This is a genomic window from Kocuria sp. WRN011 (assembly GCF_002295155.1).
Classification (GTDB): domain Bacteria; phylum Actinomycetota; class Actinomycetes; order Actinomycetales; family Micrococcaceae; genus Kocuria; species Kocuria carniphila.
In genome coordinates this window covers 346,022-361,951 of sequence record NZ_NSGI01000002.1, presented here as the reverse complement: position 1 = coordinate 361,951, position 15,930 = coordinate 346,022, and the positions used below count along the sequence as shown (strand labels likewise).

The window sequence follows — 15,930 nt, the reverse complement described above, 5'->3', positions numbered from 1 at the left end:
CCACTCCACAGCGAAACGGGGGACTGATTCTGTTGGGATTTCGACTTAATCAGGCCGCATTTATCCACGTCTGCACTCGTTTCGTGACCTGTCGTAACCAAAACGTGACAATTTCGTTATCTGTCATGTACTGTTCTTTTCGTGCCGATCGCTGGTCAGATCGGCGCTCACATGCGTACCGCCTAGTTCTGCCATCGCCTGTGATCCGTACACACAATCCGCAAGGCAGAAGCGGGGGAACCAACTTCGGGCCCGTCAAGATTTTTGGGTCCTTGGGGTTAAGTCACACCGAAGCCATTGGCTGGAGTGGGGCCGGATGTCTCCCATCCGAACCCGACAGCTCACCTCGTAGGCGCAGGGAGGAAAACCAAAATGACTTTTGTTAAGAAGAACTCTGCCCGCCACCGCGTCGAGACCAACTCGCACGCAGTCCGCAACACCTCCATCGCAGCAGCTGCTGCTGGCGTTGCAGTGGCCGGCATCGTTGCCCCGGCTCAGGCCAACAGCGGCATCGTCGAGCTGGGCAGCAACACCTCTTACGGTTACCAGTCCGTGTCCTCGCTCGATTCCTTGGGTGGCACCAGCTACTCCTGGACCACCGAGGCTCCCGCTGCCGCACAGGCACCGGCTGCTCCCGCTGCAGGCGGCGTGGCGCAGGCTTCCAGCCACACCGAGCAGGACTCGGGCGTTTCCACCCAGTCCAACTCTTCCGCAAGCGGCGTCGTCGGCACCGCGTTCCAGGGTGTTGGCCAGGGCTACGTCTACGGTGGCCCCGCCGTTCCCGGGCAGTGGGACTGCTCCTCGTTCGTGCAGTGGGTTTACTCTCAGCACGGCGTGGACCTGCCCCGCACCACGTGGGCACAGTTCGCATCGGCCACCCCCACCTCCACCCCGCAGCCGGGTGACCTGGTCTCCCAGAACGGTGGCGGCCACGTGGGTATCTACATCGGCAACGGCCAGATGATCTCCGCTCTGAATGCATCTCAGGGCACGCAGGTTCACTCCGTGAACGCTATGCAGCTGGACGGCTACTACTCCGTACGCTGATCCGCATGAGCTGGGCGGCGATCCAATCGCCGCCCAGCTACTGCGCGTCTTGACGGGCACGTGCTCTGCCACCGCACCGTCAGTCGGGTCCCCCGATGACCCCACCTTTTCTTTGATCCGGCACCATCGTGCCCCTCCGCCCGCACCCTTGAATGATTCGCGCATGTTTCCGCGCGCTGATCTTCAGCACACTCCCGTGCCTGTGGGCGGTCTCCGAACGCGTAAGGAACCCTGACGTATGTCGCCCGAAACGAACACCCAGACTCGCGCCGGCCTCTTCGCCGGTAAGGCCCGCACCGTGGCCGCCGTTGCTGCATTCTCCGGTTTGGCTCTCGCCACCACCGTCTCCGTGCAGGCAACCCAGAACGCTTCCGACGAGACCCCCGCAGCCGTCGTGGCCGAGGCTCCCGCCGCAGAGCAGACTGTAACCGCCGAGCCGGCCGCCAAGTCCGATTCCTCCAAGGCTGAGAAGGCCGAGAAGAAGGAAGAGAAGGCAGCCCCGAAGGCTGAGGCTCCCAAGGCTGAGGCAGCTCCCGCAGTGGTCGAGGCAGTGCCCGCTTCCCAGGTTGCTCCCGCCCCCGAGGCTCCCAAGGCCGAGGTTGCTCCGGCTGCTCAGGCTCCCGCGGCTGAAGCTGCTTCCATCAAGGTTGCTCCCGCTTCCAAGAACGTGACCCCGGTTGCTCCGGCCGCCCAGGCTCCCGCTGCTCAGGCACCGGCTGCCGAGGCTCCCGTTGCTCAGGGCCGCCACGCTGCTCCGGCAAACGCTGACACCCAGGCACGCGAAGCTGCTGCAGCTCAGGAAGCCGGCGTTGCCTACCAGGCTCCCGCCGCTCCGGTTGTGACCCCCGCGTCCAACAACAACGCTCCCGCTGCTCAGGCTCCCGCCGCTCCGGCTCCGGCCGCTGAGGCTTCCAAGCCTGCTGCTCCGGCCGCACCGGCTGAGAAGCCCGCCACCGTGGCTCCGCAGTCCTCGAACGCTTCCGCCAGCGGCAAGGGCCAGGCCATCCTGAGCGCTGCTGAGGGTCAGATCGGCGTCACCCAGGACTGCACCATGCTGGTGACCAACTCCCTCAAGGCTGTTGGCATCAACCACCACGGCTGGCCCGAGAGCTACAAGTCCCTGGGCACCCAGGTGTCTGCTTCCGAGGCCAAGGCCGGTGACGTCGCCTACTACGCCAACGGTGGTTCCGGCTTCGCACACGTCGCCATCTACGCCGGTGACGGCCAGGCTATCCACGGTGGTTGGAACGGCAACCAGACCGTGAAGCAGAGCGTCAACGTGGGCTCCGGCCCCGAATTCATCCGCGTGGGCTGAGTCTAGACACTCACTTATCCGCGGTAGGCACCCGTCCTTGACGGTGCCACGCCTCGAGTCGGGACCGGTCGTGTACCCGGCCCCGATGAGAAAATAGCAAAACCACACGAACCCCGCCGACCACGGGGTTCGTGTGTTTTTGCGTTACACGCATGTTTTGTGGATCACCCCGTTCACGCGGCATTCAGAGGATCGATCTAAAATGAGGACCATGCCCACCGATTACTCACGCGCAGCGCGCACGCCCCTGGATCAGGAATTCACGTACCTCGCCATCGGTATGGTCGCCGGCGCGATCCCCGGCATCATTGTGGGATTCATCGTGGCGGCCTTCGTGGGCCACGCAGCCATGTGGTTGTCGGTGTTCGGTGGCGTGGGCATCGTGGTCGGCCTGGTCGTGGCCACGCTGCTTTATCGCCGACGCCGCTCCAAGACGTCCGCGACCGTGGCGTCAGATCCGGGCGATCGCCTCAAGCGCTGAAATCTCGACGCGCACGTTACTCCGCGCGCGTTCCTCCCATAATTCCGCCCCTCGGTCGGTGTGGAAGAGCGCGGGTTTGTCGAGCAATCGCGTCAAGATCTCGGCGCGGGCCGGTGCGAACTCCGAGTCTGGAACGTGGCGGTATTCGTCACGAACGTCTCGGGCGTACTCATCGTAAGTGGCCTGATCCGCTCCGAGGATCGACAGATCCGCATCCACGAGGGTTTGCGCTTCAACATCGTCCGGAGCGGGCCGGTGGTCCACGGTCACCAGAATCAAGTCGGCTACGCGTCGGCAGCGATCCCCGTCCCAACCGGCCATGCTCAATCGGTTTCTCGCGAGATCGGCCGATTGCTGTTCGTCCGTACCGGCCTGCCCCTGGTGAACGGCATCGTGGAACCACGCTGCGGCCATCAGCTCCGGGTGCTCGCGCGGTTCCGTGAGAATCTCGATGGACTCGAGCACACGCAGGAGATGGCTGAGATCGTGATAGCTGCGATGCGGCTCGCTCCACCGTTCCACGAGCTCCTCACTGAGCCAGGGCATGCCCGGGAACAAACTGTGCCAGCGCTGGTGCAGAGCCGATGCCAACCGTTTGGGGCGGCGTCGTGCGGGCACCCGCATACCGCTGGCCACGAGGATCTTGACCAGTTCTTTACCGTCCACGGGAATGGCCCCGGCACCCATGGCGTCAGCGTGGCGGTGGGCCGGGACGTCATAGTGGTCCAGATCGAAGGCGCGCGGTGAGATCCCCAGTGTTGCGGCAAACGCGTGAAGCTCCGCGACCGAGGTGTCCGAGACCAGGTGGGAGAAGACTGTTCCGTGCGCGGGCCACCGGGGAGGGTCGATAAACAAGGTCATGGTTCCATTGTGGGGGTTCCAACTCGCGGCGGACGTTCACGCGGCATAAACTATGTTCTCGTTGCCCTCGTAGCTCAGGGGATAGAGCACGGCTCTCCTAAAGCCGGTGTCGTTGGTTCGAATCCAATCGAGGGCACGAAAAAGTCCCACCGTTGCCGGTGGGACTTTTACATGTCAAGACTCAGTCGTGGGGTTTCTGGCCGGGGAGCTTGCCCTGCGCGAAGTCGTTGAGCTTGCGGCGCACCACCATGATGTTCACGATCAAGGCCACCACGATCACTGCGGCGAGCAAGGCCCAGCGTGTGAACACGAGGCCCGAGGCCGAGGAGACCAGAGCGGTGTCGTCGGGGGAGGCCACGGCGGCTTCGAGAGCCCGGTTGCCGAGTACGAAAACCAGGGCGTACGCGAGTGCCACCAACCAGAACAGCCACTTCACGGCCCGCTTGGCGGTGTTCAGGCCGAAGAACAAGAGCAATCCCAGCGCGAAGAGGAGGGGCGCGAACAGGCCGGTGGTCGCGTGGACCCCGGTGTAATCGCCCAGTCCGGTGTCGCCGAGGGCTTGCGAGAACTGCGCAATGTACGGCTGGTCGAAGCCGCCGAACTGGAGCTCCGGAACCCCCATGCCGCCCGCGGCTCGCTCACTGAAGCCCGGCAGAACGACGGAATGGTAGTACGCCCAGATCGCGAGGCCGATCACGAGTACCGCGCCCACCACGATCGACGCCGACGACGCCTTGGCCGGCTCGGCCTTGAGCGCACCGTTGGGCATCTCGTGAACGTGTTGTCCCCTGCGGGGCGCTGGGGCTGCCGTGGCACCCGCGCGTTTCGACGAGCCCGCCGACTTTCCGTACTTCTTGGCCTTCTGCGAATTGGTCATGCCCATGACAGCCATTATCCCCGGTTCCTGGGTCCACGGGCGTTGCCGAGAGTTCGCGGACAGGTGGGTCGCGTGGGAGTAGGCTTTGTGACTACGGGTACACATCGGAAAATCGCCGGTGACACTAGGTGCCCCGCGGGCACCGCGGAAGGATGGTGACGGTTGTGGAACTTTCCATCGGCCTGCCAGACGGGTTCCTCATGCGTGTGGATCAAGGGTCCGCGCTCACGCTCTACGAGACTGATCACAGCACCGTTCGGCGGCGAATAGATTGCTCGTGCCTGGACGGAGCCAAAATCGTGGACATCGTGTGGTCCCACAAGCTCTCGGCGGTCATCGTGGCGGTTCCCTCCAGGCATCAACTGTTCCGGTGGGATGCCTACACCGACACCCTCCAGGAATACGCCGGGACCGGTGAGAAGGGTCGTCGAGACGGCCGCATCGCGCAGGCCAAGTTCGCTTCCACGGTGTCCATCACAGAATCCGGGGACGGACGGCTGTGGTTCGTCGACAAGGATTCGTCCTCGTTGCGCTATATCGAGATCGACACGGACCGACCCGACGGCGGACCCCATGTGGTTACGGTGATCGGACGTCACGGGGCAGGGTACAAGGACGGCCCCGCGGATGAAGCCCAGCTCAACCATCCCGAAGATCTCCAAGTTCTCTACGACGGTTCGATCGTGGTGGCCGATACCGGTAATCACGCGATCCGTCATCTGGACGTCAATGAGATGGAAGTCTTCACCACGTATGGCGGGCCCGAACAGGATCCCAACGAGTTCGATGATGACGACTTCACGTTGGAGGCACCAATTCGCGTGACCGTGGCGGACTCGCAGCTGTGGGTCGACGACGCCAACGGTCGCCACATGCTCGAGCCCAAGTACGTGTGAGCGCAATCCTCGTGTAATTCTCCATGTAATGGGTGTCTGACGGCCTGGATACACTGGGCGGACCATGGATTACCTCGCAGACAACCCTTTGCTCTCGGCCGCTTCGGTGCGTTCGTCGTCCGCGCCCGCTACACCCGCGCACCAGGGTGCTTCCACCGGGCAACTGGTGGAGGGGCTCAACGAACCGCAACGCGCTGCCGTGGAGCACGCCGGATCGCCGCTGCTGATTGTGGCCGGTGCGGGTTCCGGTAAGACTCGGGTGCTCACGCATCGGATCGCCTATCTCTTGGCCTCGGGGCGAGCCAATCGCGGTGAGATCCTGGCCATCACGTTCACCAACAAGGCCGCGGCCGAAATGCGCGAACGCATCGAGGACCTGGTGGGGGACTCCGCTCGCTCCATGTGGATCTCCACGTTCCACTCCCTCTGCGTGCGGATTCTGCGCCGCGAGGCCAAGACCCTGGGCCTCACCTCCAATTTCTCGATCTACGACGCCGCCGATTCGCTACGTTTGATCACCCAGGTCGCCAAGCAGCACGAGCTGGATCCCAAGCGCTTTGCGCCCAAGGCCATTCAGCACAAGATCTCCGCACTCAAGAACGAGCTCGTGGATGACGAGACGTTCCTGTCCCGGGCCAACAGCACTGATCCGTTCGAGATGGCCGTGGCCGAGGTCTACCGGGGCTACATGCAGCGGCTGCGGGCGGCCAACGCCCTGGACTTCGACGATCTCATCGGGGAAACGGTGCATATGTTCCGGGCCTTCCCCCAGGTCCTTGACTACTACCGTCGCCGTTTCAAGCACATCCTGGTGGACGAGTACCAGGACACCAACCACGCGCAGTACGCCCTGGTGCGTGAACTGGTGGGCGGCACCTCGGAGAACTACCGTGACGAGACCGGTTTGCCGCCGGCCGAACTCACGGTCGTGGGTGACTCCGATCAGTCCATTTACGCGTTCCGCGGCGCAGACATCCGCAACATCACGGACTTTGAACGGGACTTCCCCTCGGCCCAGACCATCCTGTTGGAACAGAACTACCGTTCCACCCAGAACATCCTATCCGCGGCCAACTCCGTGATCTCGCAGAACTCGGGTCGCCGGGACAAGAAGCTTTGGACGGCCGAGGGCAGCGGCGCACCCATCATCGGTTACGCCGCGGAGAACGAGCACGAAGAAGCTCGTTTCATTTCCGAGGAGATCGATCGCCTCCAGGACGAAAATGGTGTGCGTCCCGGGGACGTGGCCGTCTTCTACCGCACCAACGCGCAGTCGCGCTCCCTCGAGGAGATCCTCATGCGCGTGGGACTGCCGTACAAGGTGGTCGGTGGCACACGCTTCTACGAGCGTAAGGAAATCAAGGACGTCATCTCCTATTTGCGCGCCATTGCGAACCCCGCAGACGACATCAATGTGCGGCGCGTGATCAACGAACCCAAGCGGGGCATCGGCGACCGGGCCCAAGGTGCTATTGCGGCACTTGCGGATCGCGAGAACATCAGCTTCAGTCAGGCCATGCACCGCTTGGACGAGGCGCCCGGGCTGGCCAAGCGATCCGCCAATGCAGTGGAGAAGTTCGTGCAACTCATGGACGACCTGGAGGAATTGTCGCGCACCTCATCCGTGACCACTGTGCTTGAGGCCGTCCTGGAGCAATCCGGGTACTTGGAGGCACTGCGCTCGTCCAACGATCCCCAAGATGAATCCCGCGTGGAAAACCTGGCCGAGCTCGTGGCCGTGGTCCGCGAATTCGAGAAGGACCACCCGGACGAGGGGTTGGGGGAGTTCCTCGAGCACGTGGCTCTCGTGGCGGACGCGGATCAGATCCCGCAGCAGCCCGAACCCGCGGACGGTTCGGTCAGCGCGCAGCAGATCGCCAAGGAGGTCGAGGAAGCCCGGTCACAGGGAGTCGTGACGCTGATGACCCTGCACACCGCCAAGGGACTCGAGTTCCCGGTCGTGTTCCTCACCGGCATGGAGCACGGAATCTTCCCGCACCAACGCAGTTTCTTGGACCCCTCCAGCATGGAAGAGGAGCGCCGTTTGGCCTACGTGGGCATCACCCGCGCTCGGCAACGGCTATACTTCACGCGCGCGGAATCCCGCTCCATGTGGGGTCAATCGCAGTTCAATCCGCCCAGTCCGTTCCTGGAGGAAATTCCGGGCGACCTGTTGGACTGGAAACGCGAAGGGTCGGCCTCCTCGGGCCTGGGATGGGGTTCACCCATCCACGCGGGCGGGGACCGGCGGGGCGCCATGAGCGGATCCTCCTGGGCGGCCGGGGCCGGATCGGGAGCGTCCTTCAAGAGGCTCGGAGCGGCGTCGGCGGGGCGAGTGCAGCCGCGCAAAGAAATCCCGGCGCTGTCCGTGGGTGACGCCGTGGAGCACACGGCATTCGGCAGAGGCTCCGTGATCTCCCTCGAAGGATCCGGGGACAAAACCGTGGCCAAGGTGCGCTTCGGCGCGGAGGAGAAGCGACTCCTGCTGCGTTACGCCCCCATCAGCAAGGTGTCCTGAGCCCAGACCGACGCACCAGCGGACCACCTAGAGGAACAGGAACACCAACGCCGTGAATACCGCGGTGGTGCGTAACGACTCTCCCGTGAGTACATGGATGATTCCCAACAAGAGCGTGCTGACCAGGGTCGCTATTGCTACGGCACCTCCCGCAGCCAGGAACATGACCACTCCGAGTGACACTCCCACCACGACTCCGCCCCAGGGAATGAAGCCGGCGGCCGGAAACGAGAAGCGGAGGCGTAACGCGCGGTGGCTGTAGGCCAGGAAGCTCGCGATCAGGCACGCCCGACCCACGTGATAGACCAGCCAAGCGACCATGGGCAACCATGCAACGGGTCCGTACATCTCGTAGAGCTCGAAATAGTTCCGGACCGGCGCCATGCTCCACGAGTCCGTGACGAACACGGGCAACACGATGGCCGCGAGAACGGCGGCGACAAAACACACGAAGGTCCTGGACCACGTCCGGTGACTCAGCGGAGTGCCGAACTCGGAGGGCATCGGGTCCACGCCACGGCGGCGGGACCAAGCGACCAACAGGCGCGCGAGTGCGAGCCAGGCCAGGCCCAATCCGACCCAGAAAAGAATTTGCAACGCCAACGGGTAATACGTGGGAATGTCACCGGTGACCGTGAGTACGGAACCGTCGACCACCAGTTCCAGGCCCAGTCCGATGAAGGACATGGTGGCCAGAGCAGTCATGAACCCCCGGTCGGCAGGGCGGGCATCCCAAACATCCGCAAGTTCCACGCTTCGCATGGGCACCAGTCAATCAGTCCTGGGCGAGGAAACGGCGAATTGCAGCGCACGGAGAGCTTTGCATCTACTGAAGTGTGACGCGAGTTATCTACTCAATGGACTAAAATCACCCTGAGGGCAGTATTGCCGTGCGCACGTGCGGCCTACCCCGATCTATCAGGTCGATCCGTTGAAGCACTGAGCTTGAGCGGACCGACACAACACCTCGACGCAAAGGACACTTATCCGTGGACCTGTTTGAGTACCAGGCACGCGACCTGTTCGAAAAGCACGGTGTTCCCGTGCTGGCCGGCATTGTCGCCACCACCCCCGAAGAAGCCAAGGCAGCAGCAGAGAAGATCGGCGGCGTGACCGTCGTCAAGGCACAGGTCAAGGTTGGCGGCCGCGGCAAGGCCGGCGGTGTGAAGGTCGCCAAGACTGCCGATGAGGCCTACCAGTACGCCAAGGACATCCTCGGCATGGACATCAAGGGCCACACCGTTCACCGCGTCATGATCGCTGAGGGTGCGGACATCGCCGAGGAGTACTACTTCTCGGTGCTGCTGGACCGCGCCAACCGCTCCTACCTCGCCATGTGCTCCGTTGAGGGCGGCATGGAGATCGAGCAGCTGGCCGTGGAACGTCCCGAGGCCCTGGCCCGTGTGGACGTGAACCCGGCGGAAGGCATCACCGAGGCCAAGGCCCGCGAGATCGTGGAGCAGGCCAAGTTCGACGCCGAGACCGCTGAGAAGATCGTGCCCGTTCTCGTGAAGCTGGGCGAGGTCTACACCAAGGAAGACGCCACCCTGGTGGAGGTCAACCCGCTGGTCAAGACCGGCAACGGCGACGTTCTGGCTCTCGACGGCAAGGTCTCCCTGGATGACAACGCTGAGTTCCGTCATGAGGACCACGCAGCCCTGGCTGACAAGTCCTCCGCCGATCCCCTCGAGGAGAAGGCCAAGGAGAACGACCTCAACTACGTCAAGCTCGACGGCGAAGTGGGCATCATCGGCAACGGTGCCGGTCTCGTGATGTCCACCCTGGACGTCGTTGCCTACGCCGGCGAGAAGCACGGCAACGTGAAGCCCGCCAATTTCTTGGACATCGGCGGTGGCGCTTCCGCAGAGGTCATGGCCGCCGGCCTGGACGTCATCCTCAACGACCCCCAGGTCAAGTCCGTGTTCGTGAACGTGTTCGGCGGCATCACCGCGTGTGACGCGGTCGCCAACGGCATCGTGAAGGCCCTGGAAATCCTGGGCGACTCCGCCACCAAGCCCATCGTGGTTCGTCTGGACGGTAACAATGTCGAAGAGGGTCGCCAGATCCTCGCCGACGCCAACCACCCGTTGGTCACCTCCGCGGAAACCATGGACTCCGGCGCCGACAAGGCCGCCGAGCTGGCCCACTCCGCCAAGTAATCGCCCACGCGTAGATCTATCAGGAAGAAGACATGTCGATCTTTTTGAACAAAGACTCCAAGGTCATCGTTCAGGGCATCACCGGCGGCGAAGGCACCAAGCACACCGCCCGTATGCTCGCAGCCGGCACCCAGGTGCTCGGCGGTGTCAACGCCCGTAAGGCCGGCACCACGGTGAACCACAAGGACAAGGACGGCCAGGACGTAGAGCTGCCCGTTTTCGGTTCCGTCACCGAAGCAGTGTCCGAGACCGGTGCGAACGCGTCCATCGTGTTCGTGCCGCCGGCCTTCTGCAAGGACGCCGTGATTGAGGCCATTGATGCCGAGGTCCCGCTCATCGTGGTGATCACCGAGGGCATCCCGGTTCAGGACTCTGCTGAGTTCTGGGCCCACGCCAAGGCGAACACCGGCGCGGACGGCAAGCCCAAGTCCCGCATCATCGGCCCCAACTGCCCCGGCATCATCTCCCCCGAGGAGTCCCTGCTGGGCATCACCCCGGCCAATATCACCGGTAAGGGCAAGCTGGGCCTGGTCTCCAAGTCCGGCACCCTGACCTACCAGATGATGTACGAGCTGCGTGACCTGGGCTTCACCACCGCCATCGGTATCGGCGGTGACCCGGTCATCGGTACCACGCACATCGACGCTCTGGAAGCCTTCGAGGCGGATCCGGAAACCGAGGCCATCGTGATGATCGGTGAGATCGGTGGCGACGCAGAGGAGCGCGCCGCTGACTTCATCAAGGCCAACGTGACCAAGCCGGTCGTCGGCTACGTTGCTGGCTTCACGGCTCCCGAGGGCAAGACCATGGGCCACGCGGGCGCCATCGTCTCCGGCTCCTCCGGAACCGCTCAGGCCAAGAAGGAAGCACTCGAGGCTGCCGGCGTGAAGGTGGGCAAGACTCCCTCTGAGACCGCCCAGCTCATGCGCGAGATCTTCGAAGGCAAGTAAGCGGCGCGCGGCCGGTTGACCCGGCCCGCACACAACGACGCCGCTCGCCCACCTTGGTGGGGGAGCGGCGTCGGCGTTTATGCGGAGACTTTGGGGGCCTGGGTCAGGCGAGCACGATGGTGCGGTTGCCGGAGATCACCACGCGGCCCTCCGCATGCCATTTGACGGCTCGCGACAGTGCCTGGGTCTCGGCGTCGGAGCCAACGGCCACCAGGTCACTGGGGGTGTGCGCGTGGTCCACGGGGATGACCCGCTGGGCAATGATGGGACCCTCGTCCAAATCAGAGGTGACGTAGTGCGCGGTGGCGCCCACCATTTTCACGCCGCGGTCGTAGGCCTGGTGGTACGGCTTGGCACCCTTGAACGAGGGCAGGAACGAGTGGTGGATGTTGATGCACTTGCCGGACAGGGCGCGCGTGAGATCGTCCGAGAGGATCTGCATGTAGCGGGCAAGCACGACCAGCTCGGTGTCGTAGTGATCCACGAGCTCCAACAGCTCGGCCTCCGCCTGGGGCTTGGTGTCCTTGGTGACCGGGACATGGTGGAACGGAATGCCGTAGAAGTCCACGAGCGGCTGGAGATCGGTGTGGTTGGACACCACGGCCACGATCTCGATGGGCAGCGAGTTGACCCGCTGCCGGTGCAGCAGGTCCGCGAGGCAATGCGAAACCTTGGAGACCATGATCAGTACGCGGGTCTTCTTCCGTGCATTGACCAGACGGAATCGCATGCGGTGTCGATCGGCGACGGGTTGGAACCCCTCGATGAGAGATTCCGTGGTGACCGTTCCCGGGTCACTCATGGTGTGGCACCGGATGAAGAACTCACTGTTGTGACGGTCGGAGAAATGCTTGACGTCGAAGATGTCGCAGCCCTGATTCGTGAGGTTCGACGCCACAGCGCTGACCAATCCGTAAGCCTCGGGGCAGTGGACGGTCAAGATGTGTTCATCGGGTGTGGACAGCGGGGCGAACATCAGTGGGATCTCCTAGGACAACAGTGACAACGGCACGTGAGAGGGCCGTAGACGATCCTATCGGTGAGTCCGGTCCCCAAGCCATGCGGACGATGTCCGTGAGAGCGATATCTCGCGATTGATGCGCGGCGAGCGTGTGCCGCACGGGGGTGCTTCTATGGTTTTCGTCAAGCGGCTAGGGCCACGGTCGGTGGGGTGGGTTCTTGGTAGAAAGATCCGTCGCGCAACATGGCGTAGAGCACATTGGTTCGTCGTCTGGCCAGTGCGATCACAGCTTGGTTGTGGCGTTTACCCTCGGCCCGTTTTCGATCGTAATAGGCCCGTGAAGCGGGGCTAGCACTCAGCGAGGCGAAGGCGGAGAGGAACAAAGCCCGTTTGAGGACCTTGTTGCCCCGCCGGGAGGGTGATTCCCCGCGGATCGAGGTCCCGGACCTGCGTGTCACGGGTGCGATCCCGGCGTAGGAAGCCAGGTGTCCGGCGTCTTTGAAGTCCTTGCCCACGACTTCGGTGAGCAGCCGTGCTGCTGTCCTGACCCCTACCCCGGGCATTGAGGTCAGGACCTGGGTGAGAGGGTGCGCATCGACCACCGTGAGGATCTCGGTCTCGATCTCCACCCGCTGGGCGCCCAGTTGCGCGAGCTGGTCGGCCAGGCGCCCGATGATCTTCTCCGCCGCCGAGGTGCCCGTGACTATCACGGTTTGTTCGGCCAGGGCGGTGAAGATCTCCTCGGTGAGTTTCTCCGCCAACCGGGGCGCGTGCTTCTTCAGTAGAGCTCGTACATGGCCGCGGCCAGCGGTCTTCAATCGGGCCGGGGAAGAGTGTCGGGCCAAAAGGGCGATCACCCCTGGGTGGGCCAGTCGCGGGCCCAGCACGCGTTCCAGGGCGGGGTGGATCTGAGTGAGGAACCCGCGCAGCCGGTTGCGGACTTGGGTGATCTGGGAGGCGAGGTCATCATCGAACCCACACAACATTGACAGTTCGGCGATGTCTTCCTCGGTCAGGGTAATCCCACGCAGGGTGTGGGCCATGGTGCGGGCGGTGTTGGCGATGATGAACGCATCCCGGGCATCGGTTTTCGCTTGCCCCGGGTGCAGGTCCGCGACCCGGCGCATGGTCAGCCCGGGCAGGTAAGCCACCTCGATGCCCAGATCCTGGGCCACCGCGATCACCAGGGCACCGATGGTCTTGGGTTGATCCACAACCACCAGCACAGGCCCGTGAGTAGCGGCTAGGTCCTGGAGGAGCTCACGGATCTTGGGTTCGGATTGCGGGAGGGATTTATCGTGCACGACAGTGCCCTCAGCGCTCAAACCGGTGGCATGGTGGGCGGTCTTGCCGACGTCGATCCCGAGGTAGAGCTGATGTTCCATGGTGGTCACCTTCTTCATCACGCAGGGGTGGAGGTGAGGTGACCAGGTGGTTCACTCGCCCGCATCCACGTTACAAAGTCCCGCCTGACGGGTCGTGCTTCTATTAGCGGTCCGTGTGAACCAGTACCGACCCCGGTGACTACACCCCCCGGATCATAAGCGACTGGGGGCGGACATCATGCCGGGGCCGGCTGGTTACCTACGCCTTCATCCTCCCGGACACCGGCGTCATGAAAAAGGTAACGGGGCGGTTACAACCGGTGGCCACCAGAGCGGACGGTAGGAGCCCGTCCGGCGCGGGGAGAGGTGCGCCTCTGTTAGAGAACCAGCAGCCACCGGCAGGCGTAAACGCCTCAACGGGATGAAGCCGTGGGCTGAGCGGCTATCAACGCAGGGCATCAGCCACAAAGCACCCCCCAGTGCAAGTGTGGTGATTTATCCCGTGCGAAGTCTCCCGTTGTGGTGGTTTCGAGAACCACAGGTCAAAGAATATCGGAAATATGCGGTCACCAGTAACCTGCCGATCGATCTGTGCAGTGAACGCGTACGTTCTACCCCACCGGTGAATTGTTTGGAATGGACTTGTTACCAAGTCGTAACCATTCGCGGGCTAGGGCCAATGTCAGTCCTCGCCCGAGGATAGGAGAGTTGCTGCAGATCAGAACATGAATATGCATATTACATTCGCGTAATTTGTGGGCCAAAGTGGGGACAAGTCATGTTGGGTCGTTTAATGCAACGCGCGAGTTCGGAAGCTTGCGTTTCGTAAACCACCGGCACAGACCCCTGTCGACCAAACCTCATTATGCAACGGTGGTATTAAAAGCCATCCCCAGGAGGTACGTCGCGATGGCTGCCCCGTAGCCGATGGCCAGCTGTCGCAGTCCTCGCTTGAGGGGAGATGCACCGGAGAGCAGACCCACGCAGCCACCGGTGAACAGCAGTGCAAGGCCCACGAGGAACATGCCCACGAGCAACGCCATGCCTCCGCCCAGGCCGAAGAAATACGGGAGGATGGGAATGATCGCGCCGGATGCGAAAAAACAGAAACTCGAAGCGGCCGCTCCCAGGTCCGTGCCGAGAGCTTGGTTGTCGTCAGATCCCCTCGGGTCGTCGTATTCGACATTCTGGTCGCGGCTGAGCGCGGCGCGCGCCTTGGCGTCCTGGAAGGACAAGGACGGGTCACAGTCGCACTCGAAGTGGCCGAGCCGCTCGGCAGCGCGGTGTTCCGCGGCTTCCTCGGTCATGCCCCTGGCCCGATAGATCAGGGTCAACTCGTTGGCGTCGAGATCGAGTTCCGGGGCGACCTCGAGGGTCACCTGCGTGGGGCGCGAGGCATCCAGGAGTTCGCGTTGTGAGCGGACGGAGACGAACTCGCCCGCACCCATGGACAGCGCACCGGCCAGCAGGCCCGCAATGCCCGAGACCATGACGATCGAACTGGACACACCCGTGGCACCAATGCCCATGATGAGGGCCAAGTTGGAGACCAACCCGTCGTTCGCGCCGAAGACCGCTGCGCGGAAGTTGCCGGACAACCTGGTGCGGCCGTCGGTGGCCAGGGCCCGAATGATCTCCTCGTGGACGGCCTCGTCCGCGGCCATCGCCTCCGAGGCGTCCGGGTCCTCACGGTACGGGGACCGGGATTCTGCCCGCTGCAACAGCGCGAGAACGAAGACCGTGCCAAAGTGCTTGGCGAGGAACATGAGCGCACTGGCGCGCAGTGACGGTCGCCCGGGTTTGTCAGCGTACGGACCCAGGAGCCTCCGCCAGTGCTCCGCGTGACGGCCCTCGGCCACGGCGACCTGGTGCAGAATCTCACCTTGCTGGCCGGATGCCCGATCCGCAAGGTGCTGGTAGATCGCCGCCTCCGCCAATTCGTCGGCCAGATAATGGCGCCAACGGCGGATTTGTGCGGATGTGGGTTCGGTGGACGGCGTGTGGTCGGAATGGGGTGATTCTGAAAATCCCATGGGGCAAGATCTTACGCCGCTGCCTCGATTCCGGGTTTCGGGAATCCGAAAACAAGCCAACCGCGACCGAAATCTGGGTCGCGGTTCGCACGTGGGCCTCATTCGGGCCACGTAGGCTGCGTGGTCAGCGCGGACGACGCCGCAGGATCGCGAAGGCGGCCACGCCCACCAGAATGCCCCAGAAGGCGGACACGATGCCGAACGGCTGGATGCCGGACACCGTGACGACCAGAGTGATCAGGGCGGCCTCGATCACCGCGGGTTGGTGATCACCCTGGTGCATGGAGTCGAACATGGAGCCCTGAAGCGCCCCGAGCAGTGCGACGCCCGCCAGTGCGGAAATGAGTCCGGGCGGGATCGCGGAGAACAGAGTGACGATCGTTGAGGCGAAGGCGCCGAACAGGATGTAGAAGGCACCGCACGCAATGCCGGCGACGTAGCGGCGTCGATGTTTCGGGGTGGGCCTCGGGGCTCGTGGCAATACCCGCGGTGACCGCGGCGAGGTTC

14 protein-coding genes, 1 tRNA gene and 1 riboswitch are annotated in these 15,930 nt (G+C 63.5%); of the genes, 8 read left to right on the top strand and 7 right to left on the bottom strand.

Going from position 1 to position 15,930, the window contains the following annotated elements; genetic code table 11:
• Positions 1-185 precede the first annotated feature (185 nt).
• Positions 186-367, top strand: a riboswitch (cyclic di-AMP (ydaO/yuaA leader).
• Between the two features lie 5 nt (positions 368-372).
• The 3 genes from CKW39_RS04355 to CKW39_RS04345 all read left to right on the top strand — a co-directional run bounded on the left by CKW39_RS04355 (position 373) and on the right by CKW39_RS04345 (position 2,843).
• Positions 373-1,047 (top strand): C40 family peptidase, encoded by a 675-nt coding sequence (locus CKW39_RS04355; protein WP_095796916.1) that lies wholly within the window; start codon positions 373-375, stop codon positions 1,045-1,047.
• Positions 1,048-1,285: 238 nt separating this feature from the next.
• On the top strand, positions 1,286-2,362 hold the full coding sequence (locus CKW39_RS15915) for an NlpC/P60 family protein (protein WP_095796915.1): 1,077 nt from the start codon (positions 1,286-1,288) through the stop codon (positions 2,360-2,362).
• Positions 2,363-2,573: 211 nt separating this feature from the next.
• Positions 2,574-2,843 (top strand): hypothetical protein, encoded by a 270-nt coding sequence (locus CKW39_RS04345; RefSeq protein ID WP_165189289.1) that lies wholly within the window; start codon positions 2,574-2,576, stop codon positions 2,841-2,843.
• Here CKW39_RS04345 and CKW39_RS04340 read toward each other — a convergent pair.
• Positions 2,814-3,704, bottom strand: coding sequence for a DUF4031 domain-containing protein (locus tag CKW39_RS04340; RefSeq protein WP_095796913.1), 891 nt, complete (start codon positions 3,702-3,704; stop codon positions 2,814-2,816). The genes CKW39_RS04345 and CKW39_RS04340 overlap by 30 nt on opposite strands.
• Before the next feature lie 63 nt (positions 3,705-3,767).
• Here CKW39_RS04340 and CKW39_RS04335 point away from each other — a divergent pair.
• Positions 3,768-3,840: transfer RNA gene (locus CKW39_RS04335), tRNA-Arg, on the top strand.
• Positions 3,841-3,885: 45 nt separating this feature from the next.
• Here CKW39_RS04335 and CKW39_RS04330 read toward each other — a convergent pair.
• On the bottom strand, positions 3,886-4,581 hold the full coding sequence (locus tag CKW39_RS04330) for a hypothetical protein (RefSeq protein ID WP_254049270.1): 696 nt from the start codon (positions 4,579-4,581) through the stop codon (positions 3,886-3,888).
• A gap of 164 nt (positions 4,582-4,745) precedes the next feature.
• Between CKW39_RS04330 and CKW39_RS04325 the strand changes: the two genes are divergently transcribed.
• Both CKW39_RS04325 and pcrA read left to right on the top strand, forming a co-directional pair.
• Positions 4,746-5,477, top strand: coding sequence for an integrase (locus CKW39_RS04325; RefSeq protein ID WP_238663087.1), 732 nt, complete (start codon positions 4,746-4,748; stop codon positions 5,475-5,477).
• Positions 5,478-5,541: 64 nt separating this feature from the next.
• The gene (gene pcrA, locus CKW39_RS04320) at positions 5,542-7,995 is read left to right on the top strand and encodes a DNA helicase PcrA (protein ID WP_095796911.1); all 2,454 of its coding nucleotides are present in this window, start codon (positions 5,542-5,544) and stop codon (positions 7,993-7,995) included.
• Positions 7,996-8,022: 27 nt separating this feature from the next.
• Here pcrA and CKW39_RS04315 read toward each other — a convergent pair whose 3' ends face one another.
• Positions 8,023-8,757, bottom strand: coding sequence for a hypothetical protein (locus CKW39_RS04315; RefSeq protein ID WP_095796910.1), 735 nt, complete (start codon positions 8,755-8,757; stop codon positions 8,023-8,025).
• Between the two features lie 227 nt (positions 8,758-8,984).
• Between CKW39_RS04315 and sucC the strand changes: the two genes are divergently transcribed.
• Together sucC and sucD are read left to right on the top strand one after the other, a co-directional pair.
• Complete coding sequence (gene sucC / locus CKW39_RS04310) at positions 8,985-10,154, top strand: ADP-forming succinate--CoA ligase subunit beta (protein WP_095796909.1); 1,170 nt, start codon at positions 8,985-8,987, stop codon at positions 10,152-10,154.
• Between the two features lie 32 nt (positions 10,155-10,186).
• Positions 10,187-11,104, top strand: a complete 918-nt coding sequence (sucD, locus tag CKW39_RS04305; protein ID WP_095796908.1) for a succinate--CoA ligase subunit alpha — start codon at positions 10,187-10,189, stop codon at positions 11,102-11,104.
• A gap of 103 nt (positions 11,105-11,207) precedes the next feature.
• On the opposite strand, the gene purU is transcribed toward sucD, so the two are convergent.
• The 4 genes from purU to CKW39_RS15690 all read right to left on the bottom strand — a co-directional run bounded on the left by purU (position 11,208) and on the right by CKW39_RS15690 (position 15,904).
• On the bottom strand, positions 11,208-12,080 hold the full coding sequence (purU, locus tag CKW39_RS04300) for a formyltetrahydrofolate deformylase (protein WP_095796907.1): 873 nt from the start codon (positions 12,078-12,080) through the stop codon (positions 11,208-11,210).
• 167 nt (positions 12,081-12,247) lie between these two features.
• Positions 12,248-13,468, bottom strand: coding sequence for an IS110 family transposase (locus tag CKW39_RS04295; protein WP_143469929.1), 1,221 nt, complete (start codon positions 13,466-13,468; stop codon positions 12,248-12,250).
• A gap of 785 nt (positions 13,469-14,253) precedes the next feature.
• Positions 14,254-15,423 (bottom strand): VIT1/CCC1 transporter family protein, encoded by a 1,170-nt coding sequence (locus CKW39_RS04290; RefSeq protein ID WP_095796906.1) that lies wholly within the window; start codon positions 15,421-15,423, stop codon positions 14,254-14,256.
• Between the two features lie 124 nt (positions 15,424-15,547).
• Positions 15,548-15,904 (bottom strand): benzoate/H(+) symporter BenE family transporter, encoded by a 357-nt coding sequence (locus CKW39_RS15690; protein WP_238663088.1) that lies wholly within the window; start codon positions 15,902-15,904, stop codon positions 15,548-15,550.
• Between the last annotated feature and the right edge of the window lie 26 nt (positions 15,905-15,930).